This is a genomic window from Pseudomonas sp. TE12508, assembly GCF_056279485.1.
Genome location: NZ_JBWCCN010000008.1, coordinates 23871 through 46775, shown reverse-complemented (window position 1 = coordinate 46775; position 22905 = coordinate 23871). Strand labels below are relative to the sequence as shown.

The following is a 22905-nucleotide window of genomic DNA, read 5'->3' as shown; positions in this document are numbered from 1 at the left end:
TTAAACCTCGCCATTAACAAATTGTGGAATCACCTTGCAGGCCTCGCCGTTCGTGGCTTGCAGGGTGTTTTGCGATTCTTCATATCTAACGCCTGTCTGCCCGTGAATGGCCTTGAAGCCACGGCCATCTAACCAGTCGTGCCACTTCACCAACGCCAGTCGACGCTGCTCGGTGGCCTGGGTGTTGATGTAGGTGGAGGCGATCTTGCCCAGCGAGTGGTTAAGCAGCATCTCGCCGATGTGGCCGTCGATGCCGAGGTCTGTCCAGGCTGTACGGGCTACCTTGCGCAGGTCATGACTGGTCCACCCGCCCATGCCCAACCGGGTGAACACGGCACTCGCCTGGTTGTCGCTGAGTGCCAGCCCGCGGCGCGACGGGAACAGGTAGGCGCCTTGATAGCCGGCAGCCAACTGGACGGCGCGGTACCGGCGCAGCAGAGCGCATACCTGATCGGTCAGCGGCAGGCGGTGTTCGGTCCTGGTCTTGGTGTGCTCGGCCGGGATGAACCACTCACGCTCAGGCAGCGCGATATCAGCCCAGCGAGTCATGCGGGTTTCGCCGATGCGGGTGCCATGGCAGAGCATCATCAGGGCTAGCATGGCGTCTGCCGGAGCAGTCTCGAAACGCTCGATCAGCAAGGTTAGGACCTCAGGAATCTGCACGCCGCGTAGGCGGGCTGCCTTGGGCACGATTCGAGCGGTGGTGAAGTCAGCGAACTTCATGCCGGCCATCGGGTTGGTCGGGATCAGGTCCAGCTTGTGCGCCTGCCGGAACGCGGCGGACAGCAGGCGGTAGAGTTGCTGCACATAGGACAATGACAGGATGGCTTGCAGCGGCCACATCAGCATCTGATCGAGGGTCTGGGCACTCACGTCACGAATAGGCAGGTCTGCGAGGCGTGGCTTCAGATGACAGGCGATCGCTGTCTTGCCGCCGGCTTTACGCTTATCCGAAAGCGAGCGGTCCCGCGACATCCGATCACCGTACCAGTCGAGCAAATCGCCGACAGTGCTCCAGGCCTCGATGGCTGCACTCGCGTTCGGCTTGAGCACCAGACGCTGACGCAGCTCGGGCAGCACCGCCAACACGGCATTGGCCTTGAGGTCTGGATATCCGGCGATCCGGCGCCAAGAACGCTTCACCACCAAGTACCAGGAGCCGCGGGCCCTGCCCTCACTGAACCGGAAGTAGAGCCCCGGATGACGCGGATCACGCAGGGTGTGTACTGACGAATCAGCGGCCTGCCGGCGGATCTCGGCGTCGGAGAGATTGACCGCGGCGGTGCTCATGCGACCACCGAAGTCGGAGCCAGACGCAGGTAGGCGCGGATCTGCTCCATGGCGTCGAAATGGCCACGACACACCACCGCCAGATATCCCTGCTCGTTGAGTTTGCGGATACGTTCATGCTGGCTGGCCGAGATCGCGGCATCGTTCGGCGGCGTGGCTTTGAACTCGATGTACAGACCGAAGTAACCGCCGCGAGCCATGGTCAGCACAAGGTCGGGAATACCGGCCACCACGCCCTGTTGCTTAAGCTTTGCCGCCACCGACTTGAGGCGATGGCCGCCGTTGGGGACGTGATAAATCAGGTCGGCGACTTCCGGCATGCGGATGCGCAACTCAGTCATCAGCGCTGCCTGCTCCTGTCCTTCGCGGTCGATGGACTTGGCGCGAACGGGTTTCTGTTTGAACAGCTTGGGGCTTGGCAACTTCATGGGCGCTCACCCCGCGCCAGCCGCCTACGTCGGGCCAGCAGACGAATGCCGTGCAGCACCCCACCGGCAGCGATCAGCATGAAAATGAGCCATAGGTGAATCAGAATGTCGTTCAGGTAGGCACTCATACCTTCTCCCCGGTGATGACGTCGATGACTTCGAAGGTGCTCGGCCACATCAAACGGCCGAACTGCTGCGCAACGGCACGATGTTCGAACAGCGCAACCGCGCGATCTGGCTTGTCGGTGAGATCCAACTTGTAGCCGCAGCAGTGCACAGCGAATCGGTATTCGGTCGGATTGGTCGGTGCAAGGCGAGAGTCAGACACGGGCGGAACCTCCCGAGCGCATAGCGCGGAGAGCAGCCAGCGCCTGATTGCCAACCTCAGGGGTGCGTTCGGGTGCTGGACCGGCCAACTCCGCTACCGGCACCGGGCCGAGCTGCTCACCCATCCAGACCTTGCGAACCTGCTCCAGATACCGCTTCTCGAAGCTGATCAGGCCAAGCTCCCGGCTTAGCAGTGGCAGGCTGTTGAACCCGGCGGCGGCGGTCGCATGGTAGACGGCCGGATGAAACCACTTTGCAATGCCGTGCATCGTTGGGTGACAGTTCCGTAAAGCCTGCTTGTAAGCCGCCTCCACGCTCGGCAACGGTGGCTTGAGCATCTCCGGCGTGGGCACGCAACCTTGAATGAACTTGCCGACGCTGGGTATGAAGTCGGACGGTTCGGCGCGACAGCGGATCAGACCAATATCGATCTGCTCCTGGGTGCAGATGCCGTTTTCAATGAACGCTTGCAGCCAGGTAGCCTTCGATTCCATGTACGCCTTCTTGTCCGGCCAGGCCTGACGCCAGGCTGTCCGGATCGAACGCATCTGGCGAAACAGCTGGTTGATCACCTTCCCGGTTTCACGGGCCTGATCTTGCTGGGCCTGCAGCGAAACATCCGTGGCGGCTTCGATGAACTCGCCATAGCGGACCTTGGTCATGGCATTGGCCGCTACCGTGGAAACCGTTTTCATTTGGCACCCCCATTCATCCATTCGATATTGGTGTCGTCGAACTCGTCCGTCTGTGCACCGGCACCGGCGGCTCTGGTTTTGTCTCGCTTTGCCCACTTGACCAATTCAAAGCACCAACCAGCGGCGCTGTGAACTGACGTCGGACGGGCCACGTAGAAACCCATGAACGTTTCAAGCAGTTGGTCGGTGATGACTTCGGCGGGAAGCCTGGCGATCGCAAGCTGGTCGGTCAGTGCCTTCTCGCTCGGAGTCCAAGCAGCGAACATGGCGAAGCGTTGGCGGTCATCCAGTGCTTCGATAGCTGCCTGATCCTGTTCTGCAATCACGTCGACAATCGGCTGCCGCTGCTGCTGTTCGGTTCCTTGATGGTTAATTGATGTATTGGGTGCAGCCTCTGCACCCCGTTCTGTTCCAGGCTGCACCCCGTTCTGTTGTGAGTTGCACCCCGTGGCGTCATCTGCACCCCGTTTTGTACGGGGTGCAGGATTTGCACCCCGCGATAACTGAAGGTCGTAAACAACTGGCCGGCGGTCATGACGATCAATGTGCACAGCCGCGATTGCTTGGTTGCCCTTCTGGATCAGTCCGGACTTTTCCAGATCGTCGAGCTTGTAACGGACGGTACGCTCAGAGAGGCCGGTGTCTTGAGCTAGGGTGGAAGCAGACGGAAAGGCGCCAGCACCGTTCGAACCGGCGTAGTTGGCCAGGCACAGCAGCACATGACGCGCGCTTGAGTCTTTGAGGGATTGCGTGGGCAGAGAGAGCGCCCATGACATTGCTTGGACGCTCACAGCGCGGATCCTTGAAGTTGTTCTGCCAGCGCAACGATGCCCGATCGGGTCACCATCACTTGTTCGATGACCTTGATGTCTTGCCCTTCCCCGCCGCCGACCTTGACCAGCTTGTGCTTGAGAACTCCGGAGGTGAGGCGAGGCTGATACGCAACCCAGCTCGAGTGAGCGGTGCGGCGATGGATCCAGCGGTTTTGATTAAGCCAAGCAAAAAGCCGGGTCGGGCGAACGCCGAGCAGCTGCGCGGCGGTGGTGATGCAGACGTCGCTCTGAGTTTTGGCCAAGCGATTGAGTGCTTCGACTTTCGGGGCTTGCTTGTCGATCACCTGCTGGAGTTGGAGATTCTGTTCGGCTTGCAGCGCGGCGAACCGTAGGGCTTCAGGCAATGTTTTAGGAATCGTGACGGCCTGTCGTGACACGGTTTCAAGTTCATGCAAACGTGTCACGACACGAAACCGAAGCGGTGCGCTGTACCCGGCGAGCAAGGTGATGACCAGGTCCTGGCCGAGTACGTACTCGGTTTGCTGACGGTTCAGGCCATCGTGGTAGATGCGTCCAAAAGTGGACGCATCAAAACCAAGGTCCCCGAGCATGCGCTTGGTGTCGCGCATGACGTGCTGATGCTGTTTCCCCGTGAGCTCGGCGATCTCCCGACTCGACATGGTGACCGTATTGCTTGGAGCGACGATCGTGTTCATAATGGTCCCTCAAGTGTTTGTGTTGTGAAGAAGCCGGTCTAGCCACCGGCTTTTTTGTGTCTGCTGTTTAAGTACTGGATGAATCAACAGCTAATCCGGAGTGCTGCTTTTAATCGATTCGATCCCGGATAATTAGCGCAACGGTCAGGCTGCTTGGTCTGGGAGACTCGGCCTCAAATCACGAGCGAGGATCTTTCCGCCGGTGACGATCTCGGCAAGCAACGCGACTTCCGCCGAGCATCCATGAAGCCCCCGGACCCATCCGCTAACCGAGCCCTGTTTCACGTTTAGGGCGGCAGCGGTCGCTGACTGCGAACCGAAATGCTCAACGAGCTTTTTGAAATTGGTGTTCATCAAATCTCCGCCCATATAAAGGGATGCCTTTATGTTATGGAAAGGGATACCTTTTTGCAACTCTAAAGGCTGGCCTATAAATTGGCGGGTATGGAACTCAAAGACAGATTGAAACGCGCACGCAAAAACGCCGGCCTGACTCAGGTCGAGTTAGCGGAGCGCGCTGGTATAAAGCAGGCCTCCGTTTCGGAGATTGAACGCGGGCTCACCAGAACATCCGGGCATCTGATAAAGCTTGCCCAGATATGCGGTGTCGATCCTGTGTGGCTGTCGGAAGGGACGGGATCTCCTGAGGGTAAAACCTCAGCGATCACCGACAAGGAATACTCGACTGTCGAGTCAAATGCGGTCCTTCTCGGCCCTATTGATGTGTGGGACGATGACACACCGCTGGATGACGACGAGGTCTATGTGCCGTTTCTCAAGGAAGTTGAGCTGTCTGCAGGCGCCGGGATCACTGCCGTCCAGCAGTCAGTTAAGCAAAAGCTGCGCTTTGGCAAAATGACGTTACGCAGGCAGGGTGTTCAGCCATCAGAGGCGGTGTGCGTTACTGTTTCAGGAAACAGCATGGAGCCGGTACTTCCGGACGGTAGTACTGTCGGTGTTGATCGCGGAACGACGGCGATTACCGACGGGAAAATGTACGCACTGGATCATGGCGGGCAACTGCGAGTGAAGACACTTTACCGATTGCCAGGCGGCGGCATCCGTATGCGAAGTTTCAATCGTGACGAGCATCCGGATGAGGAGTACACGCCCCAGGAAATGCTTCAGAAAGAAATTGCCGTGCTTGGAAGAGTCTTCTGGTCGTCTGCTCTCTGGTAGTTTTCCGTCTGCTTTCTGAATGAATCCCGCCATTCGCGGGATTTTTTTTCGCCCACTCAAAAAAATAAAGGCATACCTGTTGACTCAAAATAAAGGCTACCCTATATTTTGCCCATCGCCGGATAACAACCGGCCAGATGGAAGGCAGCGATGAACCGGCCTCAACGGTTCAGAGGGTTGGCAACTGACCCGGGTGTGCAGCGTAAAGCACCGCAAACAGTTATCCGGCGGACTGAGTCGCGGCCGGAGAAACAACTTGAACGAGCCCGTACCGCGCCAGCAGCGCCGAAGGGACACGGAAATTTTCACTGATGCACCTGGTTGGCCGGGTGCATTGGGAAACCAACCGGGAGTCACGACGATGGAAGAGGCAATCATCAGCGGCGATTGGCGAGGTTATCTCGGACGCGGCCTGGCGCCCCGAGAGATTCAATTCCTGCTTCTGGTTGCCCAGGGACATACAGCTAAAGAGATCGCAAAAGACTTCGGATTAGCACCGAGCAGCGTGGCCAAGCGCCTTTCAAGTGTGATGTTCAAGCTCGGAGTGCATAGGCAGTCGGCAATGGTCGCCGAGGCTATGAAGCGCCAAATAATTTGCCCCGCTTGTGTCGTGCTCGCCGTCATTGCGGTCCGCACGATGATCGATGACCAATCAATGCGTCCGGAACGAAGGGTGTCAGATCGGCGAGTTCAGCACCTCAGTCAATAAAGCGTTCGACAAGCTGAAATTTGAAATCAACCGGGAATCACGACGATGGAAACAGAAATCGTAAATGGCACATGGAAGGGTCATCTCGGGCGCGGCCTGGCACCGCGAGAACTTCAGTTCCTTTTATGGGTTGCCTTGGGGCTGACCGCCAAGGAGATAGCACGGGAGGCCGGCATATCGCCGGGCACCGTCGCGAAACGTCTCACCAACGCAATGTTCAAGCTCGGTGTCACCCGCCGTGCCGCTCTGGTGGCCGAGGCAATGCGCCGACAGATCATCTCCCCCATGTGCTTTGTCCTGGCCGCGCTGCTGGCTATGAACGCCATGGCCAACATCCAGTCAGTCGAACCCGCACGCCGCGATCGCCGACCACCATCGGTTCGGATTGCCCAGATACGAATCACCCGTCGCGCCGAAACACTGGAGCGCGCCGCGTAACTCCAACAGAGAGAGAAATCATGATCGAGCTTGGACAGAAAGCTGAGGACAAGATTACCGGCTTCTACGGAGTCATCACCGCACGTGCCCAGCAACTAAATGGGCCAGATCAGTATCGGCTTCAGCCCCCTTGTGCGCTGAAAAACAACGTGCTGCTTCAGCCTGAATGGTTCGATGAAGATCGGGTTCGCATCCTGAAAGACCGGACTCGCGAGTAACGGACAGCATCGCTTCTGCACCTTGGCTACAGGGTGCAGCGGGATGCGGACGAAACCCCGGCTTATACCGGCCACCTGCACAAATCCACTGGAGACCAACATGCTCCATATCGTCCTGATCGGCGCCATGCTCAGCGACTCCCGGCCAGAACCGGATCGTATTGAAGCGGAAGCGACCGACCCCCAGCGCTGCATCCGTGAACGCTGGCGAACGACCATCGGGGCGACAGCGTTCTGGCGCTGAACGCCCCGCCAAAAACTTGGGTAGCGAAGAAAGCCTGAAGGCTTCGCTCAAGACTCTAGACAGGTAGCGGCATCTGGGCCGACGGTGTCACCGCGCACCGGCCGAGCAATCGGTAGGCCACCCCAGCGACAACACACCGATGACGATTCAAACCCAGGCCGTCGCCAGAAGCGGGCCTGGGAGGCGCTCACGTAGGGTGGTACCCGTGACGCAAACAAAAGCCCGGTTCCGATCGGGCTTTTTTACGCCTGCCTTTATCCGTCAGCACTCTCCCCTGCGCCCAACGGCAACCAGCAGATGGCCCGAGTGCTGACGAATACACGCAACCCAACACCGAGGATCTGCCATGCACCCATTAATGCAAGCGCGAGTCGAAGGCAACATTGCCCTCCACATCCGCGCGACGGCGGCCACCGCCGAGTTCTACGCGATGATCGGGAAAGACGCCCCGGTCAGCAAAATCCGCTTTCAGGTCGTGACCAAGGGCGTGAACGCTTACCACGTCATCGAGCGTGCGACCGGCAAGGTGAAGGGTTTTCGATTCACCTGGAAGGCGGCGGTCAACTTGGCGCAGGTGTTGGAGGCGCAGGCCGACGGAGCGAAGGTGAACATCGATGGGTGGGACAAATGATCGGAGCGCCAATGCCCAACCCACGGGACGAGATCATCTCGAACCTGAACCAGAAGCTGGATCAGTTCTTCGCCGCCGGCAAGACGGTGCAGCAGATCGCCGCAGGTGTCAGCACTGAAGTGCCGATGTTCACCACCACTCACAGCAACAAGCTGCGGGCTGAGCGGGACAAGATCGCACCCAGGCTGAAGGAGCTGGCCGAGGCCGGCACGCCAGTCGCCAAGGCCGCGAAAGAATGCGGCATGGAAGCCAAGCGCGCCCGGCTGATTGCTAGTGAAAACAACTTCACCTTCAAATCGTGAGGCGCCTCAACAACCAGGTGCGACAGCGCCGGCGACAGACTTGGCTGGATCTACCGGCCCACGGAATTGAAGAGGTAGGCCATGGCCACGAGCAACGCGGATATTCAGAAGGCCAAGCGCGCCAAGGAGCGTGCCCTGCTGGATCGGATCGGCGCCGAGAAGCGCACGCTGATTGTGTCGAAGGCGCTTGCTGATGCACTTGATGTGCTGGGCGAGCGTCATGACTTCGAGGAATGGCAGGAGACGGTAACGACTTTCATAATCAACCTCGCCGCCGCGCCGACCGAAGAATCAGCCCGCTTTGCCAACATGTCGCGACACGAAATCACGATCAGTGAAAACATGTCGCGAAAATTGGAGCTGGCCTACAACCGCGAAGCACTGCGCAGCGTCGACGATTAGCTCAACTTCAATTTCAGGTGCTGCAAGTAACTTGCTGCTTCGGTTTTTTCAGTTGTACCGGGCGGGCCGTCGCTTCCAAAGATGGACCCATGTGCCGACTCGAAAATAGATTCGGTTGGCAGCGTCATTGGGCTTTTCTTCAATACAGCAATAAGCAGGTGTTCCAAGGCATCTATTTGGGCTTGCTGACTCATGTCGAACTCCTTGATCCGGCCCCTTGCCGGTCACCCGTAATACCTCACCGCAACCAAAATTGCCACTGCCGCATCCGGTCACGGAGGGCGGCGCCTGCATTGGAGAACACCATGGATAGCAAGCCCACTCAGGCGCAGATCAGCCTGCTTTGGCACACCCTGGGTCTGCGGCCAGATTGCCGAGACAGTCGCCATGTATATCGAAACCGATTCCTTGCTGGACCAGGGCACGGCGACATGCCAGACCTTGAAGCCTTGGTAGCCCTGGGACTCATGGGAAGCCGCAAGCCCCCGGCGTTTTGCGACCAGAGCGAAGTCCTCTACTTCGCAACAGAAGAAGGCGAACGATTTGCCATCGCGGAAATGCCGCCCGCGCCGTTGCCGCCCAAGCGCACCAAGTTTGATGCCTATCTTGACGAGTGCGAGTGCTACGACGGCTTCGCCCACTTCCTCGGCATCAACCAGCCAATGTTCCAGCAGCGCGGCGAGTGGAGAAATCGAGAGTACCGGATGGTCCGCTACCCTCGCGGAAGCGCCTACCGGCAACATCGACGCCATTACAGCTTCTCGCAGTGGTCACCCTACGAAACGCTGGAAGTTGCCGGTGAGTGGGCTCCGACAATGAAGGCAGCCAAAGCTAGCTACAAGGTCGCTCTGAAGCAGTATCGCGAGCGCCAGCGCTACCCAGCCAACGACTTTGAGCGCGCATACCTAGCCTGACCAGCCTTCACCTATTGCGCCGCGCTCTCAGCCGTTTCCTCGGTCATACCAATCGGTGGCTTTCTTAAGCGCGAGCTGCTCAGCGTGCTCGATACTTTCAAAAGGGCCATCAATAGTGCATATCACCCTATCGCCATCATCGTTAATGGTCACATCTACCGAGACTGGAATCGGATTGGAATTCTCGCCCCACTTCGGCTGAGCCATTACTTCCTTATCCTTGCCTTTCCCGCTCTCAATTGTCAGAACATTTGTCCACGGGCGATCAACTAACGGCTTCATAACACCTCCTAATCCGGCTCCATGCCGGGCCGAACACAAATACCCCACTTCAACGAATCACGCCAGTTAGCTGGGCGGCTGGCTTCGTCGCCTACCGCACCAAAGGCTCAGCACCTCGGTCTATCGCCTTCCTGTAGGTGGCAAGCTCAATGATCTGCCGCAAGCAGATTACGACCTCAAGCTTCTGCTTATCATCGGGGAGCCCTATTCGCTTGAGCATCATTTGAGCGTCTTCCTCGATTGCCGCGAGTGCATCGATATCGCTTTGCAGTCTCATGTCTGCCTCCCTTCAGGCTGAGTTCGACATAAATAAATAACCCAACTTATTGAATCACGCCAGCCGGCGAGGATCTCCTATGTCCGCACAACAGAAGAAACACCCCTTCGATTTCAAAACTCAATACGGACTCGGCTTCAGCACTCAGGACGATGAGATCGTTGTCGACTTCTTCTGCGGTGGTGGCGGCGCCGGTACCGGGCTGGAGATGGGCCTGGGCCGTGCGGTGAATGTTGCAAAGAACCACAGCCCTCAGGCGATCAGCATGCACACCGTCAATCACCCGGGCGCTGTGCACTACACCACCGACGTGTTTGACGGTGATCCGGACACCGAATGCGGTGGCAAGGCGGTCGGCTGGTTTCACATGTCCCCGGACTGCACGCACCATAGCCAGGCCGCTGGCGGACAGCCGCGCAAGCGTGAGATTCGCAACCTGTCGTGGATTGGCCTGAAGTGGGCCGGCAAGAAGAAGCCCCGCGTCATCAGCCTCGAGAATGTGAAACAGATCCTCCAATGGGGGCCGCTGATCGCCAAGCGCTGCAAAGCCACCGGCCGCGTCGTGAAGTTGGGCGGTGGCATCGCCGAGCCAGGCGAGGTGGTCCCGGTCCACCAACAGTTCCTGGTGCCTGATCCGAAACGGCGCGGCCAGACCTGGGCCACATTCGTCTCTGAGCTGAAGCACCTGGGTTATGTCGTCGAATGGCGAGTGCTCAAGGCCTGCGACTTCGGCGCGCCGACCAGCCGGGAACGCCTATTCATGGTTGCCCGCTGTGACGGTGAGCCGGTTGTCTGGCCTGCGCCGACCCATGCCAAGCACCCAGCAAAGGGTCAGCAGAAATGGCGCACCGCCGCTGAGTGCATCGACTGGACCATCCCGAGTAAAAGCATTTTCGACCGGCCGAAGCCTCTGGCACCAGCCACGCTGCGGCGTATTGCCAAAGGCATGAAGAAGTTCGTCATCGATGCCGCTGACCCGTTCATCGTACCGATCGCGAACTGGTCCGGTGAAAGCGTGCAGTCAGCACACGATCCGTTGCGGACCGTGACGTCTTGGCCACGCGGTGGTTCGTTTGCCATGGCCAGCCCGATTATCGCGCCAGCCACGCATCAGGGCAGTGATCGCGTAAACGATCCCGCTGAGCCACTGCCGACAGTCACAAGCGCCAACCGCGGAGAATTGATGATGATCAGTCCGACCCTGATCCAAACCGGATATGGCGAGCGTGTCGGTCAAGAGCCGCGCGTGCCTGGACTTGATCAGCCGCTGGGCACAGTAGTTGCCGGCGGTGTTAAGCATGCGCTCGCCGCGGCGCACCTGGTGAAGTTCCGGTTTGCGGATGAAGGCAAGGCACTCAACGAGCCCCTGCCAACCATCACCAGCGGCGGCAACTATCAGCGACCGGCCGGCGCAGCACACGCAATGGGCATCTCGACGGTGTTCATGGCTCAGATGAACGGCGGCTTCAACACTACCGACGCCAAGAGCATCGACGACCCGATGACCACGGTGACCAATACCGGCAGCCAGCAGCAGCTGGTGACGGCGAATTTGGTACACCTGCGTGGCAACTGCGATGCACGGGACACCAATGATCCGCTGCACACCATCAGCGCCAGCGGCACTCACCACGGACTGGTGACTGCCTTCATGGAACGCCAGTTCGGCGCCAGCGTTGGCCAAGCCGTTGATGAGCCAGCACCGACCATCACGGCGGGTGGCGGTGGCAAAAGCTCGCTGGTCGAGTTTCAGCTCTCGCCAGAGGTTGAAGCCGGTGCATTGCGTGTGGCTGCCTTCTTGGTTACCTATTACGGGATGAGTGATGCCGGAAACATTGCCGAACCGGCCCCAACGATCACAACTCGCGATCGCCTGGCACTGGTAACGGTGACGATCAAGGGAACGCCCTACGTGATCGTCGACATCTGCCTGCGGATGCTGCAACCGGCCGAGTTGTACAAGGCACAGGGCTTCCCCGCCGACTACATCATTAGCCATGGAGCCGACGGCAAGCCGTTCACCAAGACTCAGCAAGTTCACATGTGTGGGAACAGCGTCAGCCCTCCCCCGATGGCGGCGCTCGCCCGTGCCAACGATCCTTGGAAGCAAGCTGTTCAACAGAAGGTGGCCGCATGAAGCGCATCTACCTCAGCGGGCCAATGACCGGCCTGCCCGGCCTCAACTTCCCCGCCTTCGCCACAATGACTGCCAACCTGCGCGACGCCGGCCACGCCGTCACCAACCCCGCCGAGCTCAATCCTGACGGCGGTTCCTGGAACGACTGCATGCGCCGCGACATCGCCGCCCTGATGGACTGCGACACCGTGGCCACGCTCCCGGGCTGGGAGCATTCAAAGGGCGCCCGCCTCGAAGTGCTGATAGCTGAGCGTCTCGGGATGACGGTTGTGAATGCCCATGATCTGGTATCGATGGAGATTACAGGATGAGCGATGTAGATCGATTTACGCGACAGGGTGTTGGGTCATCTGATCGGCCCGGCTTCTGGGTTCACGCCGACGACTTCAACCAGAAGATGGCTCAGGCGCGGGAGCGCGAGGCGTATTTAGAAGGGCAAATTGAAAAGTGGACGGCTCTCAGCGGGAAGAATTTCAAGCGCGCCGAGATCATGAAGCTGGAACGTGACGCCCTGCATGAGCGGCTGAACGCAGCGGATGAGGCTCTCAACAAAGCAGATGACGAATTTTCCCTGCTTAGCCTGGAAGCTGGCCAGCGGATGGATCTGCTGGAGGGGTTGTTGCGCCGAACCCTGGATTACTACACCGAATCATGCTTTCCAGAGGATCTGCTTGAAGAGTTCCAGATGGCACTCAAGCCAGCAAAGGTTGAGCAGTGCCACGAAATCCCCGGCACATCGGGCATACGCCTGAACATGCTGGCCAACCAGGGCGAATGACTATGACGGACTTCAGAAGGAAGCGTGATGGCTCGCTGTACTCGACCAACCAGGTTATTTGCCGGCGACCTGGCTTCGACCACTGGGGTGATTGCTACAAGCTCGTGCCAATCTGGGAAGGCCGGACGCATTACAAGACGGTCGCCGCGTTCAATCGCGAGTTCATCACTCTCGCCGGTGAAAAACCATGAAGCGGTTCTTCCGCCGCAAATTCGAAGCCTGGCTGATCCTGCTGGCAGCGAAAATCCTGATTGACCGCAACGTCCAACGCTCTGCCGTCGTCTCCCGCCGCGACAACAACGACATGGGGGGAATGGCCGAGCAGCTCGAAGCCATCGCCAAGCGCATCAGCCTCAACTACCCGTAACTCCCTCCCCCTTCAAAGTCAGCCGCTATAGCGGCAAGGACGAAGTCATGCCTGAAGAAAATGCAGTCCGCCTCAATCGCGCGGCTCGAGATGTTATCGCTGAGCGCCAGCGCCAAGTATCAGCCGAAGGTTATTCGCTGCAGCGTGATGACCTCTATGTGAAGGGCGAGCTCGCCGAGGCTGGCGCGACTTACGCAAGCCTTGCCGGGACGCCGCGTAGCCTCAGCCCGGCGTGGCCATGGGGCGCTGGAACGTTCAAGCCAAGCGCCGATCGACGCCGTGACATGATCAAGGCTGCCGCGCTGCTGCTGGCAGAGATAGAGCGTCTGGATCGTGTCGGCCTTATAAATTCTTGGCCGGTCAGACGGGATGAAAACGGAATGTTCCAACACCCTGACATGCCGGATTTCGAAGAGGGTGACGGCGACAAGTGCAAGGCCTGGATCGCTGAACAGGGCCTGGTCGTGGCAATGGTAAGCCTCGAATATGCAGACGAAGCGATTGCCAACCGCTACTTCGAATCCCACGACCCTGACTGCAGTTACTGGGATCCGGATCGCCCAGATGGCGAAGGCTGGTTCTGCCTGGCCATCCATGACACGGACGACGGCCCTGTCTGCTGGTGGGCACGCCGGGAGGTGACACCATGAGCCGCAGCGGATACAGCGATGATTGCGGCGGATGGAATCTGATCTGCGCGAGGGGCGCCGTTAAGTCGGCTCTCAAAGGAAAGCGCGGGCAGTCATTCTTGCTTGAGCTGAGAGACGCAATGGATGCCATGCCCGAGAAGCGACTGGTGACTGACACGCTCGAGGCGGACGGTCAGTTCTGCACTCTGGGCGTTATCGGCGCAAAACGAGGGATCGATATGGGCAGCATCGATTCGCACTGCCGGGAAAGCGTTTCCGAGGCTTTCGGGATAGCCGAAGCAATGGCAGCGGAGATCGTTTTCGAGAACGACGAGCATCCCAGGAGCCATGAATTGCAAGCTGATGGCTCGTACAAGTGGGTTGCTGAATCACCGGAGCGCCGCTGGCAGCGCATGCGCAAGTGGGTCGAGTCGAACATAAAGCAGGTGGCACCATGATCATTGATGACGTAATGACCGACAAAATCACGCTGCACGGCCTAGGCTTTGTTCAGGTGCAGCTGCAAGGTAATCAGCGACTGCACGTCTGGCACCCTGAGTTGCCGCGCCGAGCCTGCTTCGAGCACTCGGCAATCCACGACCACCGCTTCAACTTCATCTCCCGGGTGATCGTCGGCACGCAGATCAACGAAGAGTTCGGTCTTGTCCGGGATGATGCCGGCGACTTCGTCCTGTACCTCCATGAAGGCGCCCGAAATGCAGGCGGTGGTCGGCCATGGACGCCTGACGGTCGAGCCTTCCTGATCCCAATCGGCGCCGACTCAATATCGGCCGGCAATGACTACAACACCCAGGCATACGCCTATCACCGAACCCGGCCCGGTGGCGACGGTCGTGTGGCCACAATCATGGCGAAACGCGGCGACTATCCGGCAGGTGCTCACTCTACCTGCAGGTTTGGCATCCAACCCGACACCGACTTCGACCGATTCCAGTGGTCGCCAGCACAGCTCTGGGAAGTTGTCGCCGACGTCCTGATCGGCCAGCAGGTGGCAGCATGATCGCCCTCGCCTGGTTCGCCTACGTGTACTGCTACAAGGGACCGCGGTGATTTACTTTACCAGCCTCAAATACGGGCGCTCTTTAGGTGACAATAAAAACTCCCTGCGAGCGTCTTCAAGAACCAATTTCAAACGATCCAAATATATCTTACAAAGAACATCTACCGGCTGCTCCTTTAAATCGTCTGGAACCCCAACAGGAAGATCACTAAATATCTGCCTGACTTCAGCAAGTGGTTTTGGGATGCTCACATAATATTTTATAACTTCGCCGTTACCCAGATCCAAAGTCCAGCCCGAACCACCAGTGGCATCTCCCATAAAAAAAGAATCCGCCTTAAATGGGGGCTTTTCTAACTTAGCTATATCTGCAACATCGAACGAAGTTATCAATATTGAAACATCTAATCTTCCTTGCTTCTCTAGGTTATTCCTAGCTTCCACGAAATGCCGCATTAATGGATCAGACTTCATGGAGCTTTGGTGTGGTTCATACCACCTATCAAACTTCTCAACCCCAACAATAGATCGCAAATTCTGTATTACAAAAGTTACAGACCTACCAAAAACCAAAACATTTCTAAGGCCGGCCGATCTTTCCGACATCTCTCCTGACTTTAGAACTTTGAGCCCAAAAAAAGCAGTATCTAGAACCTGCTCCGCACGCACCAAGGCCTGATTAACCTCTGAATTATCCATAGTTCGCCAACGCAGCATGAGTTATTGAAAGATACGCTGAATTGAAAAACATCGAAAGTCAACATCATTTAAACCATTGATCACAACTAATAGCCTCGCCGATGACAAGCGGGGGTGGAGTCCACATGGCAAAAGTCATTGCCCGAATAACGGCCACGCTGCCGCGCCTTATGGAGGCAGGCGAGTACAGGAAGCTGCGCTATGCCGGTGGTAAGCCGAGCTTGCAGCAGTTGAAAAAATGGATTGAGGAAGGTGAAGTGATTGGAGAGGTGAAAGGCGGGATGTATTTCGTGGACCTGCAAGCAGTAGTGCTGGGGTCGGATGACCCTCTGCTTGCCAAGATGATGGAGGTAAGCTGATGGCTCCCCCGCGCGGTCGGGACGTCTCGAATCGAGGCCTTCCTGAAAATCTTTATCCAAACGGTAAATATTTTATATACCGCAACCCTGTCACCGGGAAACGAACCAGCATCAACAAGCCGCAAGCCGATGCCGTGAAGCTTGCAAAGATGGCGAACTCCAAGCTTCAGCCATTGATGGAGTCAGACGGGGCGCTTCTCGCAATACTCACTGGCGAGCGAGCCCCGACCTTTACCTATCTTCTTGAACGATTCGAAAAGGAGTGGCTGACCGGGCGCGGCTACGCAGACAGAACACTCAAAGAGATCAGATTCAAACTTGCTCGGTACAAGGAGGACTTGGGCAGCAGGATGGTTGGTCAGCTTGATGTGCTCACAATCGCCGAGTATCTGGATGGTTTCGAGAACAACGCCTACACCAAGCATCGAGGGCTGCTGGTCCAAGTGTTCGCGTTCGCGGTGGCCAAGGGCCTGTGCGATCGCAACTCCGCCGAACTGACCCTGGTCAAGAAGGAAGCCGAGAAGAAGCGCCAGCGGCACACAGTCGAAGGGCTGAACAAGATTTTGGAATACGTGGGGACGCCGATCTGGCTCAAGCGAGCCATACGTTTGGGTCTGCTGAGTCTTCAGCGGCGGGAAGATATCGTGATGTGGCCGAAAACGGCTGTGGACCTCGAGCAGAACACCATAAAGGTTTCGCCCGGGAAGACGCAGAACTACGGAAAGCCGGTGCACTTGGAGATTGTCATGGGCCAGGCGCTGCGGGAGGTGGTCATGGAGTGCGTGCGGTCGCCGGTCGTCTGCCCGTACCTGATCCACTACTCACCAAAAGCGCGTAAGCGTGCACAGCTTGATGCGAAGCTACACTGGAATGCAGTTACGCCGGACTACCTGACTAAGTCCTTCGCCCAAGCGCGAGACGATTCGAAGGCTTACGAAGAGTTGCCCGCAGGTGAGCGCCCCACCTTTCACGAGATCCGTGCACTTGGCGCCTGGCTATATGAGCAGCAAGGTTTTGCACAGGAATACATACAGGGGCTGATGGGTCATGCCGACGTGAAGATGACTGAGCATTACCAGGCCGGCCACGGCGATGACGCAGTGGTTTACATGAAGGTGAAAGCCGATTTGACGCTTTGACGGTGATTCGTTTTTCCAAATCGTTTCCAACGTTTTTCCAAACGGCACACAACAAAAAAGGGCCCACCTTTCGGTGGGCCCTTCTAGACCGCCCAGCAGAGCGGATTTTGTTTGGTAGGCGCGATTGGACTCGAACCAACGACCCCCACCATGTCAAGGTGGTGCTCTAACCAACTGAGCTACGTGCCTGCTGTGAGGCGGCATTCTACGGAATTCCGAAGGGGTGTCAACACCTTTTTTCACCTAACCCTATGAATATGCAAAATATTTAATTTTGCTGTGGCAAAGAAGATTTTCCGCTGGCTGGCGGTGGTTTTTTAACTCGGGTAGGATCGATGCACTCGTAAAATATATTAAACAGAGGCTGCAGGATGGCGAACACTCCCTACCCAGAGTCCTATTACGCTGCGTCGGCCAATGTAGCGCCGCCGCGCCCGGCCTTGCAGGATGATGCAGAGACTGATGTCTGTGTCATCGGCGCCGGTTATACCGGCCTGTCCTCTGCCCTGTTCCTGCTGGAGAACGGTTTTCGGGTAACGGTCCTGGAAGCCGCCAAAGTGGGTTTTGGCGCATCGGGGCGCAACGGTGGCCAGATCGTTAACAGCTACAGCCGTGATATCGATGTGATCGAGCGCAGTGTCGCCCCCAAGCAAGCTCAGTTGCTGGGGCAAATGGCGTTCGAGGGTGGACGGATCATTCGTGAGCGGGTGGCCAAATACAACATCCAGTGCGATCTGAAGGACGGCGGTGTGTTCGCCGCCATTACCGCCAAGCAGATGGGCCATCTGGAGTCCCAGAAGCGCCTGTGGGAGCGCTTCGGTCATACGCAACTTGAGCTATTGGATCAGCGACGCATCCGTGAAGTGGTGGCTTGCGATCAATACGTCGGCGGCATGCTCGATATGAGCGGCGGGCATATTCATCCGCTCAATCTTGTCTTGGGCGAGGCAGCAGCCGTGGAGTCGCTGGGCGGCACCATTTACGAGCAGTCGCCAGCGGTGCGCATCGAGCGCGGCACCAATCCGGTGGTGTATACGCCTCAGGGCAAGGTCAGGGCCAAATTCATCATCGTCGCCGGCAACGCTTACATCGGCAATCTGGTGCCGGAGCTGGCGGCGAAGTCGATGCCCTGCGGGACTCAAGTGATCGCCACCGAACCCTTGGGCGATGAATTGGCCAAGCGCCTGTTGCCTCAGGACTACTGCGTCGAAGACTGTAACTACCTGCTTGATTACTACCGCCTGAGCGCTGACAAACGTCTGATTTTCGGCGGCGGCGTGGTCTACGGTGCGCGCGACCCGGCGAACATCGAGGCGATCATTCGACCAAAGATGCTCAAGGCCTTACCGCAGCTAAAGGACGTGAAAATCGATTACGCCTGGACCGGCAATTTCCTGCTGACCCTGTCGCGACTTCCCCAGGTCGGACGGCTGGGCGACAACATCTACTATTCCCAGGGTTGCAGCGGCCACGGCGTAACGTATACACACCTGGCGGGCAAGGTACTGGCCGAAGCATTACGCGGCCAGGCCGAGCGCTTCGACGCCTTTGCCGACCTGCCCCACTACCCGTTTCCCGGCGGACAATTGCTGCGTACACCATTCGCTGCATTGGGCGCCTGGTATTACGGATTGCGAGACAAACTGGGTTTCTGACGGGACACACAGACGAAAAAAGGGGCAACTGAAAAGTTGCCCCTTTTTAAATCAGCATGTCCCGTCCTGAATAAGGTTTACACCTTCTGATCTATTTTCAGAAATAGACCGTATTCAGAAGTCGACCGTCGCCGAAAGGAGGTAGGTGCGTGGGGTCGACAACGTCAAGCCAGGCTCGCTGTCATCCGAGGCCCCGGCCGAACTCCAGTAGCGTTTGTCCGCCACGTTCTCGACATTGGCACGCAGGGTGATGTTCTTTTCATCGATCTTGAACGCGTAGCGTGCACCCACGTCGAAACGCTCCCAGGCGTCGATTTCCTTGTTGTTGGACTGGTCCAGATACTGCGAGCTGGAATAGAGGCCGCGACTGGTCAGGGTCAGGCCCTGTACGGTCGGCACGTCCCACTCGGCGCCCAGGTTGACGTTGTATTTCGGCGTGGCCGGTGCCCGGTTGCCGTCGTAGGTGCCGTTGGTGGTGTTGCTCAACTCGCTGTCGATGTACATGACACCGCCGAGCAGGCGAAAGCCTTTGAGCGGTTCACCGAACACACTCAGCTCCACCCCCGTGTTCTCACGCTTGCCGTTCGGGCCGAAAACCCGCGTCGTGGCGTTGGTCTCATAGGCCGGCTGCTTGATCCGGAACACCGCGGCAGTCACAGCGAACGCACCCGCGTCATACTTGGCGCCGACCTCGACCTGGCGGCTGATGAACGGTGGGAATATCTCATCCTCGTTCACAGAGGTCGACGGCGCGATCTTGCCCTGGCTCAGGCCCTCCATGTAGTTGGCATACAGCGACAGCTTATCGGTTGCCTTAAACAGGATGCCGCCTGACGGCGATACCTTTTCTTCATCGTAGGCCGTGGCGCCTTTGACATCATCCGTCCAGTCGTCAACCTTCACGCGCTGCCAGCGGGCGCCGAGGGTCAGCAGCAGCCGGTCATCGAAGAAACCCAGGGTGTCGGACAACGCCACGCCGCTGAAGCGGTTCTCGGTGTAGACCTTCGAATCGAGTCGAGTCGGTCTGCCAGGAGTTGGTGTTTCCACGGGGTCGTAGAGGTTGCTGCGGGCCGCTGCATAACGGGCGCCGCCATTTTCGAAGTCCATGTAGAAATAGCTGGCGGCCAGATTGACTTCATGGCTCACCGGGCCGGTATGAAACCAGTTGCGCACCCCTGCCGTGGCCGTCCGGACATTTTCGTCACGGGTGAAGTCACGCGGCTGAACGCTGAAATCGCCGGCATCATTGGTGACTGCAACGGCATGCCGGAGGAAGTCATGATTGCTTTTACGCGCGCCCACGCCCCCGTACAGCATGATGGAATCGCTGACATCAAATTCGCCGTTCACCGCCCCGAACGTGTCGTTGGTACTCGCCTTGCTCCAGGGTTGTGCATAGTTGTCGCGCACATCGTTCGCATTCGGCACCTTCGCATTGGCGCCGACCTGCACGCGCTCCTGCGGGGCGTCGGTATCACGCTCGGTGCGCCCGATGTCCGTCGAGAGTCGCAGGCGCTCACCGCGAAAATCCAGGCCCAGCACGGCCATCTCGCGGTCGACACTCTGGTGATCCCATTCGGTGTCGCCGGACTGCTTCACGCCGTTGAAACGAATACCGAACTTGTTGTCCTCACCAAAGCGCCGACCAACATCCACGGCACCGCCGACCTGATTGTCGGAAGCGTAGCTACCGGTGAACGAAGTGATGGGCTTGTCGGTCGCGCGCTTGGGCACCACGTTGATCCCGCCACCCACACTGCCCCGCGGCGAGATGCCGTTGATGAGCTGGCTCGGGCCTTTGATGATGTCGACGCGGTCAGCCATCTCCATGTCGATCGTATAGGTCGGCAGGACGCCATAGAGACCGTTGTAGGCGACATCACTGTTGAACAGGCTGAACCCGCGAATGGTGAACTGCTCATAACGCCCACCCGCCGGGTTGGTGGCGCGAACCGAAGGATCACTGGCGATCAGGTCGCCCAAGGTCCGAGCCTGCAGGTTTTTGACCGCCTCACCGGTGTAGGTGGTCATGCTGAACGGCGTTTCCATGAAATCTTTCGAGCCCAGCAAGCCTTGCGACCCGCGACGCGCGACCTGGCCGCCGGCATACACCTCGCCGTCCGCCCCGCCCGTGGCACCGAGAATCGAGGTGGGGGCCAGTTGCAGGCTGCTGCCTTCTGGCGCCGGGGTCAGGATGTAGGCCTGTTCGCCCACCGGCTGCAGCTGCAGACCAGAACCCTGCAATAGCCGGGCAAAGCCCTCCTCGACCGCGAATTCGCCGGAAAGACCAGGGCTGGTGCGACCACCCACCAGTGCCGGGTCTACCGAAAGATTGACGCCAGACAGACCGGCGAAGCGGGTCAGCGCATCGCTCAGGCTGCCGGCAGGCACCTGATAATTGCGCCGGGCACTGTCTTCGGCCCAGCTGGCTGTGATGAATAATGGACTGGCACTCAGGCCCAGCAACAGGCTCAGGTGCAACAACGGACGCAGGCGGGAAGAAGCCGGACGCGGACAGCAAGGTATTACTGCGGGCATTGATAGAGTTCTCTTGATTCGTTCACATGCCTTGAATGACAAGCGAGCCGAAAAAAGGGGACAGGCTTCACACACTATTTTTGCGCGGCAGCAACGTCACCCAATAACGGGTACGTGAATGCACCTCCAGCGGCAGACTGGCCGCGAGCAACGCTAGGACGCGATCGGTGTCGTCCAGGCGGAAACTGCCGGTGACACGCAACGCTTCAAGCTCCGGCTCCCAACGCAGCACACCCGGTCGATAAGTGCTGAGCTCACGCAGGAAATCTCCCAGCGGCTGGTTTTTCGCCATCAGCACGCCCTCTCGCCAACCCGGCGCAAGCACGTCGAATGGGCTGATCGGCCCGACACCGGTTGCTTGAAGGCTGACTTGTTGACCAGTGCGCAAAGCCAACGCCGCCCCCTGCAAGGGCTTCAACTGCACGGCGCCGCTGTACACCGACACGCGGCAACCGCGCGCTTGCTGACGAACACAGATTTCACTTTGGCTGACGATGATCTGTCCAAACTTCGTTTGAATCGTCAGCGGCGACGCGCTCGGCACCCTCAACGACAACTCGCCCTCAATAAGCTTCAAGCGACGGCTCTGCAAATCCATATCGACGGCACTGGCCGTATTGAGCTGCAAGGAACTGCCATCAGCGAGCTGTACCTGTTTGCGCTCCCCGGTGGCTGTATGCAGATCGGCTCGCCAGACATCCAAAGGCAATTGTCGGCTGATCAGCCAAGCCGCCGGCACCAACGCCACCGCACCCAATGCACGCTTGAGCGCCATACGCCGACCCGGATCGGAGCGATCCAGACTTTTGAGCGCCAACGCTGAAGGCAGATCGGCAAACCGCTGACGCAAGGCTTGAGCCTTCTGCCAAGCCTTCTCGTGACTGACGCAACTGTCGCGCCAACGTTGCAGATTCGCACGATCCTGCTCGTTGGCACTTCCAGATTCCAGCAAGGCGAGCCACTGCGCGGCAGCTCGCACCGCCTGACGGGTATCTGGCACCGGACCGTTCACAGTTCCACCAACAGGCAATGCTCATAGGCTTGCGCCATGTAGCGCTTGATCGTGCGCTCCGATACCTGCAGGCGCTCGGCGATTTGCTGATAGTTCAAGCCTTCCAGCTGGCTCCAGAGAAACGTCCTACGTACTGCCGCCGGCAATCCATCGAGCAATTCATCCAGGGCTTGCAGGGTTTCGAGCAACAACCAGCGCTGCTCGGGCGACGGCACACAGTCTTCCGGCAACGCCGCCAGTGCCGTCAGATAAGCCTGCTCGAGGCTTCGACGTTTATAGAAATTACTCAGCAGGCGTTTGCCCACGGTAAGCAGATAGGCACGGGGCTCTTGCAGATCGGCAATTCGTTGAGAGCTGGCGAGCAAACGCAGGAACGTATCCTGGCTCAGGTCCGCCGCATCACAGCCATTGCCCATGCGTCTTCTCAACCAGCCTTCCAGCCAGCCACGGTGATCGCGGTACAGTTCGTGGAAGGTTTGCTCCTTCGGCATCGCTGCATCACTCATCTCAAGAAGCCCTGTGCCAAGGAGTTATCGTAAATGAGAGTGATTCTAATTAATGTCGGAGCTGTGAACCAAGTCCTTTATGCAATTGGGGCGCAGAAAGGTTGGGCGGGAAGGACATGAGAGAGGAAAAGCCAAATCGCAGACACAAAAAACCCCGGTCTTTCGACCAGGGTTTTTGCTATCGACTCGAAACATCCGCCGGCTTTACCAGCGACTTGCTTCGTAGCTCCAAGGCGTTCA

The 22905-nt window shown here is 58.3% G+C and carries 35 protein-coding genes and 1 tRNA gene; 20 read left to right on the top strand and 16 right to left on the bottom strand.

The genetic code is table 11. From position 1 onward, the window contains the following. The 8 genes from ACZ9IM_RS12640 to ACZ9IM_RS12605 form a co-directional block, all read right to left on the bottom strand. Entirely contained in the window at positions 1-1290 is a 1290-nt protein-coding gene (locus tag ACZ9IM_RS12640) for a tyrosine-type recombinase/integrase (RefSeq protein WP_476224102.1), read from the bottom strand. Then, complete coding sequence (locus ACZ9IM_RS12635) at positions 1287-1718, bottom strand: VRR-NUC domain-containing protein (protein WP_476224101.1); 432 nt, start codon at positions 1716-1718, stop codon at positions 1287-1289. Before ACZ9IM_RS12635 ends, ACZ9IM_RS12640 begins: the two co-directional genes overlap by 4 nt. After that, positions 1715-1846, bottom strand: a complete 132-nt coding sequence (locus tag ACZ9IM_RS12630; RefSeq protein WP_476224100.1) for a hypothetical protein — start codon at positions 1844-1846, stop codon at positions 1715-1717. The genes ACZ9IM_RS12635 and ACZ9IM_RS12630 overlap by 4 nt, the downstream gene beginning before the upstream one ends. Continuing rightward, positions 1843-2046 carry a hypothetical protein gene (locus tag ACZ9IM_RS12625; protein WP_476224099.1) on the bottom strand — a complete coding sequence of 68 codons (204 nt, stop codon included), beginning with the start codon at positions 2044-2046 and terminating at the stop codon, positions 1843-1845. Before ACZ9IM_RS12625 ends, ACZ9IM_RS12630 begins: the two co-directional genes overlap by 4 nt. Beyond that, positions 2039-2740 (bottom strand): replication protein P, encoded by a 702-nt coding sequence (locus ACZ9IM_RS12620; protein ID WP_476224098.1) that lies wholly within the window; start codon positions 2738-2740, stop codon positions 2039-2041. The genes ACZ9IM_RS12625 and ACZ9IM_RS12620 overlap by 8 nt, the downstream gene beginning before the upstream one ends. Next, a complete protein-coding gene (locus ACZ9IM_RS12615; protein ID WP_476224239.1) occupies positions 2737-3516 on the bottom strand; it encodes a helix-turn-helix domain-containing protein in 780 nt (259 codons plus the stop codon). The genes ACZ9IM_RS12620 and ACZ9IM_RS12615 overlap by 4 nt, the downstream gene beginning before the upstream one ends. Before the next feature lie 11 nt (positions 3517-3527). Then, positions 3528-4229 carry a phage antirepressor KilAC domain-containing protein gene (locus ACZ9IM_RS12610; RefSeq protein ID WP_476224097.1) on the bottom strand — a complete coding sequence of 234 codons (702 nt, stop codon included), beginning with the start codon at positions 4227-4229 and terminating at the stop codon, positions 3528-3530. A 144-nt stretch (positions 4230-4373) separates the two neighbouring features. Then, the gene (locus ACZ9IM_RS12605; protein WP_476224096.1) at positions 4374-4583 is read right to left on the bottom strand and encodes a YdaS family helix-turn-helix protein; all 210 of its coding nucleotides are present in this window, start codon (positions 4581-4583) and stop codon (positions 4374-4376) included. Between the two features lie 90 nt (positions 4584-4673). Between ACZ9IM_RS12605 and ACZ9IM_RS12600 the strand changes: the two genes are divergently transcribed. The 8 genes from ACZ9IM_RS12600 to ACZ9IM_RS12565 all read left to right on the top strand — a co-directional run bounded on the left by ACZ9IM_RS12600 (position 4674) and on the right by ACZ9IM_RS12565 (position 8352). Continuing rightward, positions 4674-5408: an XRE family transcriptional regulator gene (locus tag ACZ9IM_RS12600; protein ID WP_476224095.1), complete on the top strand. Its 735-nt coding sequence runs from the start codon at positions 4674-4676 to the stop codon at positions 5406-5408. Positions 5409-5769: 361 nt separating this feature from the next. Then, the gene (locus ACZ9IM_RS12595) at positions 5770-6117 is read left to right on the top strand and encodes a response regulator transcription factor (protein ID WP_476224094.1); all 348 of its coding nucleotides are present in this window, start codon (positions 5770-5772) and stop codon (positions 6115-6117) included. A gap of 45 nt (positions 6118-6162) precedes the next feature. Continuing rightward, positions 6163-6555, top strand: a complete 393-nt coding sequence (locus ACZ9IM_RS12590; RefSeq protein ID WP_476224093.1) for a response regulator transcription factor — start codon at positions 6163-6165, stop codon at positions 6553-6555. A 20-nt stretch (positions 6556-6575) separates the two neighbouring features. After that, entirely contained in the window at positions 6576-6773 is a 198-nt protein-coding gene (locus ACZ9IM_RS12585) for a hypothetical protein (protein WP_476224092.1), read from the top strand. Positions 6774-6873: 100 nt separating this feature from the next. Continuing rightward, positions 6874-7017: a hypothetical protein gene (locus tag ACZ9IM_RS12580; protein ID WP_476224091.1), complete on the top strand. Its 144-nt coding sequence runs from the start codon at positions 6874-6876 to the stop codon at positions 7015-7017. A gap of 346 nt (positions 7018-7363) precedes the next feature. Beyond that, positions 7364-7648, top strand: a complete 285-nt coding sequence (locus tag ACZ9IM_RS12575) for a hypothetical protein (protein ID WP_476224090.1) — start codon at positions 7364-7366, stop codon at positions 7646-7648. Between the two features lie 11 nt (positions 7649-7659). Beyond that, on the top strand, positions 7660-7950 hold the full coding sequence (locus tag ACZ9IM_RS12570; RefSeq protein ID WP_476224089.1) for a hypothetical protein: 291 nt from the start codon (positions 7660-7662) through the stop codon (positions 7948-7950). Positions 7951-8031: 81 nt separating this feature from the next. Beyond that, a complete protein-coding gene (locus ACZ9IM_RS12565) occupies positions 8032-8352 on the top strand; it encodes a hypothetical protein (protein WP_476224088.1) in 321 nt (106 codons plus the stop codon). Here ACZ9IM_RS12565 and ACZ9IM_RS12560 read toward each other — a convergent pair. After that, entirely contained in the window at positions 8349-8546 is a 198-nt protein-coding gene (locus tag ACZ9IM_RS12560) for a hypothetical protein (protein ID WP_476224087.1), read from the bottom strand. The two genes, ACZ9IM_RS12565 and ACZ9IM_RS12560, sit on opposite strands and share 4 nt — an antisense overlap. A 111-nt stretch (positions 8547-8657) precedes the next feature. On the opposite strand from ACZ9IM_RS12560, the gene ACZ9IM_RS12555 reads away from it, so the two are divergent. Next, complete coding sequence (locus ACZ9IM_RS12555) at positions 8658-9266, top strand: hypothetical protein (RefSeq protein ID WP_476224086.1); 609 nt, start codon at positions 8658-8660, stop codon at positions 9264-9266. Between the two features lie 27 nt (positions 9267-9293). Here ACZ9IM_RS12555 and ACZ9IM_RS12550 read toward each other — a convergent pair whose 3' ends face one another. Together ACZ9IM_RS12550 and ACZ9IM_RS12545 are read right to left on the bottom strand one after the other, a co-directional pair. Then, complete coding sequence (locus ACZ9IM_RS12550) at positions 9294-9548, bottom strand: hypothetical protein (RefSeq protein ID WP_476224085.1); 255 nt, start codon at positions 9546-9548, stop codon at positions 9294-9296. Positions 9549-9639: 91 nt separating this feature from the next. Next, positions 9640-9825, bottom strand: a complete 186-nt coding sequence (locus tag ACZ9IM_RS12545) for a hypothetical protein (protein WP_476224084.1) — start codon at positions 9823-9825, stop codon at positions 9640-9642. 79 nt (positions 9826-9904) lie between these two features. Here ACZ9IM_RS12545 and ACZ9IM_RS12540 point away from each other — a divergent pair, with 79 nt between their 5' ends. From ACZ9IM_RS12540 to ACZ9IM_RS12505, 8 genes are all read left to right on the top strand, one after another. Next, entirely contained in the window at positions 9905-11962 is a 2058-nt protein-coding gene (locus ACZ9IM_RS12540; protein WP_476224083.1) for a DNA cytosine methyltransferase, read from the top strand. Next, on the top strand, positions 11959-12273 hold the full coding sequence (locus ACZ9IM_RS12535) for a DUF4406 domain-containing protein (protein ID WP_476224082.1): 315 nt from the start codon (positions 11959-11961) through the stop codon (positions 12271-12273). Before ACZ9IM_RS12540 ends, ACZ9IM_RS12535 begins: the two co-directional genes overlap by 4 nt. Continuing rightward, positions 12270-12740, top strand: a complete 471-nt coding sequence (locus ACZ9IM_RS12530; RefSeq protein WP_476224081.1) for a hypothetical protein — start codon at positions 12270-12272, stop codon at positions 12738-12740. The genes ACZ9IM_RS12535 and ACZ9IM_RS12530 overlap by 4 nt, the downstream gene beginning before the upstream one ends. A gap of 2 nt (positions 12741-12742) precedes the next feature. Then, the gene (locus ACZ9IM_RS12525) at positions 12743-12931 is read left to right on the top strand and encodes a hypothetical protein (RefSeq protein ID WP_476224080.1); all 189 of its coding nucleotides are present in this window, start codon (positions 12743-12745) and stop codon (positions 12929-12931) included. Further along, the gene (locus tag ACZ9IM_RS12520; RefSeq protein WP_476224079.1) at positions 12928-13107 is read left to right on the top strand and encodes a hypothetical protein; all 180 of its coding nucleotides are present in this window, start codon (positions 12928-12930) and stop codon (positions 13105-13107) included. Before ACZ9IM_RS12525 ends, ACZ9IM_RS12520 begins: the two co-directional genes overlap by 4 nt. 380 nt (positions 13108-13487) lie before the next feature. Beyond that, the gene (locus tag ACZ9IM_RS12515) at positions 13488-13757 is read left to right on the top strand and encodes a hypothetical protein (protein ID WP_476224238.1); all 270 of its coding nucleotides are present in this window, start codon (positions 13488-13490) and stop codon (positions 13755-13757) included. Further along, a complete protein-coding gene (locus ACZ9IM_RS12510; RefSeq protein ID WP_476224078.1) occupies positions 13754-14194 on the top strand; it encodes a hypothetical protein in 441 nt (146 codons plus the stop codon). Before ACZ9IM_RS12515 ends, ACZ9IM_RS12510 begins: the two co-directional genes overlap by 4 nt. Next, on the top strand, positions 14191-14757 hold the full coding sequence (locus tag ACZ9IM_RS12505) for a hypothetical protein (RefSeq protein ID WP_476224077.1): 567 nt from the start codon (positions 14191-14193) through the stop codon (positions 14755-14757). Before ACZ9IM_RS12510 ends, ACZ9IM_RS12505 begins: the two co-directional genes overlap by 4 nt. 51 nt (positions 14758-14808) lie before the next feature. Here ACZ9IM_RS12505 and ACZ9IM_RS12500 read toward each other — a convergent pair whose 3' ends face one another. After that, a complete protein-coding gene (locus ACZ9IM_RS12500; protein WP_476224076.1) occupies positions 14809-15456 on the bottom strand; it encodes a hypothetical protein in 648 nt (215 codons plus the stop codon). Between the two features lie 125 nt (positions 15457-15581). Here ACZ9IM_RS12500 and ACZ9IM_RS12495 point away from each other — a divergent pair, with 125 nt between their 5' ends. Together ACZ9IM_RS12495 and ACZ9IM_RS12490 are read left to right on the top strand one after the other, a co-directional pair. Then, the gene (locus ACZ9IM_RS12495) at positions 15582-15815 is read left to right on the top strand and encodes a hypothetical protein (RefSeq protein WP_476224075.1); all 234 of its coding nucleotides are present in this window, start codon (positions 15582-15584) and stop codon (positions 15813-15815) included. Then, positions 15815-16954: a tyrosine-type recombinase/integrase gene (locus ACZ9IM_RS12490; RefSeq protein WP_476224074.1), complete on the top strand. Its 1140-nt coding sequence runs from the start codon at positions 15815-15817 to the stop codon at positions 16952-16954. The genes ACZ9IM_RS12495 and ACZ9IM_RS12490 overlap by 1 nt, the downstream gene beginning before the upstream one ends. Positions 16955-17066: 112 nt before the next feature. On the opposite strand, the gene ACZ9IM_RS12485 is transcribed toward ACZ9IM_RS12490, so the two are convergent. Further along, positions 17067-17143 (bottom strand) — tRNA-Val (locus ACZ9IM_RS12485). Between the two features lie 182 nt (positions 17144-17325). Here ACZ9IM_RS12485 and ACZ9IM_RS12480 point away from each other — a divergent pair. Next, on the top strand, positions 17326-18609 hold the full coding sequence (locus ACZ9IM_RS12480) for an NAD(P)/FAD-dependent oxidoreductase (RefSeq protein WP_476224073.1): 1284 nt from the start codon (positions 17326-17328) through the stop codon (positions 18607-18609). 114 nt (positions 18610-18723) lie between these two features. On the opposite strand, the gene ACZ9IM_RS12475 is transcribed toward ACZ9IM_RS12480, so the two are convergent. From ACZ9IM_RS12475 to ACZ9IM_RS12465, 3 genes are all read right to left on the bottom strand, one after another. Continuing rightward, positions 18724-21147 carry a TonB-dependent siderophore receptor gene (locus tag ACZ9IM_RS12475; protein ID WP_427624550.1) on the bottom strand — a complete coding sequence of 808 codons (2424 nt, stop codon included), beginning with the start codon at positions 21145-21147 and terminating at the stop codon, positions 18724-18726. A gap of 67 nt (positions 21148-21214) precedes the next feature. Next, positions 21215-22159, bottom strand: coding sequence for a FecR domain-containing protein (locus ACZ9IM_RS12470; RefSeq protein ID WP_476224072.1), 945 nt, complete (start codon positions 22157-22159; stop codon positions 21215-21217). Next, the gene (locus ACZ9IM_RS12465; RefSeq protein WP_427624548.1) at positions 22156-22665 is read right to left on the bottom strand and encodes a sigma-70 family RNA polymerase sigma factor; all 510 of its coding nucleotides are present in this window, start codon (positions 22663-22665) and stop codon (positions 22156-22158) included. Before ACZ9IM_RS12465 ends, ACZ9IM_RS12470 begins: the two co-directional genes overlap by 4 nt. Positions 22666-22905 lie beyond the last annotated feature (240 nt).

Excerpts from the sequence above, each read along its gene's own strand:
- ACZ9IM_RS12600 (WP_476224095.1), top strand. The coding sequence starts at position 4,674 with ATGGAACTCAAAGACAGATTGAAACGCGCACGCAAAAACGCCGGCCTG.
- ACZ9IM_RS12500 (WP_476224076.1), bottom strand. The coding sequence starts at position 15,456 with ATGGATAATTCAGAGGTTAATCAGGCCTTGGTGCGTGCGGAGCAGGTT.
- ACZ9IM_RS12585 (WP_476224092.1), top strand. The coding sequence starts at position 6,576 with ATGATCGAGCTTGGACAGAAAGCTGAGGACAAGATTACCGGCTTCTAC.
- ACZ9IM_RS12595 (WP_476224094.1), top strand. The coding sequence starts at position 5,770 with ATGGAAGAGGCAATCATCAGCGGCGATTGGCGAGGTTATCTCGGACGC.
- ACZ9IM_RS12545 (WP_476224084.1), bottom strand. The coding sequence starts at position 9,825 with ATGAGACTGCAAAGCGATATCGATGCACTCGCGGCAATCGAGGAAGAC.
- ACZ9IM_RS12510 (WP_476224078.1), top strand. The coding sequence starts at position 13,754 with ATGAGCCGCAGCGGATACAGCGATGATTGCGGCGGATGGAATCTGATC.
- ACZ9IM_RS12515 (WP_476224238.1), top strand. The coding sequence starts at position 13,488 with ATGTTCCAACACCCTGACATGCCGGATTTCGAAGAGGGTGACGGCGAC.
- ACZ9IM_RS12635 (WP_476224101.1), bottom strand. The coding sequence starts at position 1,718 with ATGAAGTTGCCAAGCCCCAAGCTGTTCAAACAGAAACCCGTTCGCGCC.
- ACZ9IM_RS12550 (WP_476224085.1), bottom strand. The coding sequence starts at position 9,548 with ATGAAGCCGTTAGTTGATCGCCCGTGGACAAATGTTCTGACAATTGAG.
- ACZ9IM_RS12540 (WP_476224083.1), top strand. The coding sequence starts at position 9,905 with ATGTCCGCACAACAGAAGAAACACCCCTTCGATTTCAAAACTCAATAC.
- ACZ9IM_RS12610 (WP_476224097.1), bottom strand. The coding sequence starts at position 4,229 with ATGAACACGATCGTCGCTCCAAGCAATACGGTCACCATGTCGAGTCGG.
- ACZ9IM_RS12505 (WP_476224077.1), top strand. The coding sequence starts at position 14,191 with ATGATCATTGATGACGTAATGACCGACAAAATCACGCTGCACGGCCTA.
- ACZ9IM_RS12490 (WP_476224074.1), top strand. The coding sequence starts at position 15,815 with ATGGCTCCCCCGCGCGGTCGGGACGTCTCGAATCGAGGCCTTCCTGAA.
- ACZ9IM_RS12580 (WP_476224091.1), top strand. The coding sequence starts at position 6,874 with ATGCTCCATATCGTCCTGATCGGCGCCATGCTCAGCGACTCCCGGCCA.
- ACZ9IM_RS12640 (WP_476224102.1), bottom strand. The coding sequence starts at position 1,290 with ATGAGCACCGCCGCGGTCAATCTCTCCGACGCCGAGATCCGCCGGCAG.
- ACZ9IM_RS12475 (WP_427624550.1), bottom strand. The coding sequence starts at position 21,147 with ATGCCCGCAGTAATACCTTGCTGTCCGCGTCCGGCTTCTTCCCGCCTG.
- ACZ9IM_RS12620 (WP_476224098.1), bottom strand. The coding sequence starts at position 2,740 with ATGAAAACGGTTTCCACGGTAGCGGCCAATGCCATGACCAAGGTCCGC.
- ACZ9IM_RS12520 (WP_476224079.1), top strand. The coding sequence starts at position 12,928 with ATGAAGCGGTTCTTCCGCCGCAAATTCGAAGCCTGGCTGATCCTGCTG.
- ACZ9IM_RS12465 (WP_427624548.1), bottom strand. The coding sequence starts at position 22,665 with ATGAGTGATGCAGCGATGCCGAAGGAGCAAACCTTCCACGAACTGTAC.
- ACZ9IM_RS12605 (WP_476224096.1), bottom strand. The coding sequence starts at position 4,583 with ATGAACACCAATTTCAAAAAGCTCGTTGAGCATTTCGGTTCGCAGTCA.
- ACZ9IM_RS12480 (WP_476224073.1), top strand. The coding sequence starts at position 17,326 with ATGGCGAACACTCCCTACCCAGAGTCCTATTACGCTGCGTCGGCCAAT.
- ACZ9IM_RS12525 (WP_476224080.1), top strand. The coding sequence starts at position 12,743 with ATGACGGACTTCAGAAGGAAGCGTGATGGCTCGCTGTACTCGACCAAC.
- ACZ9IM_RS12530 (WP_476224081.1), top strand. The coding sequence starts at position 12,270 with ATGAGCGATGTAGATCGATTTACGCGACAGGGTGTTGGGTCATCTGAT.
- ACZ9IM_RS12555 (WP_476224086.1), top strand. The coding sequence starts at position 8,658 with ATGGATAGCAAGCCCACTCAGGCGCAGATCAGCCTGCTTTGGCACACC.
- ACZ9IM_RS12575 (WP_476224090.1), top strand. The coding sequence starts at position 7,364 with ATGCACCCATTAATGCAAGCGCGAGTCGAAGGCAACATTGCCCTCCAC.
- ACZ9IM_RS12495 (WP_476224075.1), top strand. The coding sequence starts at position 15,582 with ATGGCAAAAGTCATTGCCCGAATAACGGCCACGCTGCCGCGCCTTATG.
- ACZ9IM_RS12630 (WP_476224100.1), bottom strand. The coding sequence starts at position 1,846 with ATGAGTGCCTACCTGAACGACATTCTGATTCACCTATGGCTCATTTTC.
- ACZ9IM_RS12560 (WP_476224087.1), bottom strand. The coding sequence starts at position 8,546 with ATGAGTCAGCAAGCCCAAATAGATGCCTTGGAACACCTGCTTATTGCT.
- ACZ9IM_RS12535 (WP_476224082.1), top strand. The coding sequence starts at position 11,959 with ATGAAGCGCATCTACCTCAGCGGGCCAATGACCGGCCTGCCCGGCCTC.
- ACZ9IM_RS12590 (WP_476224093.1), top strand. The coding sequence starts at position 6,163 with ATGGAAACAGAAATCGTAAATGGCACATGGAAGGGTCATCTCGGGCGC.
- ACZ9IM_RS12565 (WP_476224088.1), top strand. The coding sequence starts at position 8,032 with ATGGCCACGAGCAACGCGGATATTCAGAAGGCCAAGCGCGCCAAGGAG.
- ACZ9IM_RS12570 (WP_476224089.1), top strand. The coding sequence starts at position 7,660 with ATGCCCAACCCACGGGACGAGATCATCTCGAACCTGAACCAGAAGCTG.
- ACZ9IM_RS12615 (WP_476224239.1), bottom strand. The coding sequence starts at position 3,516 with ATGTCATGGGCGCTCTCTCTGCCCACGCAATCCCTCAAAGACTCAAGC.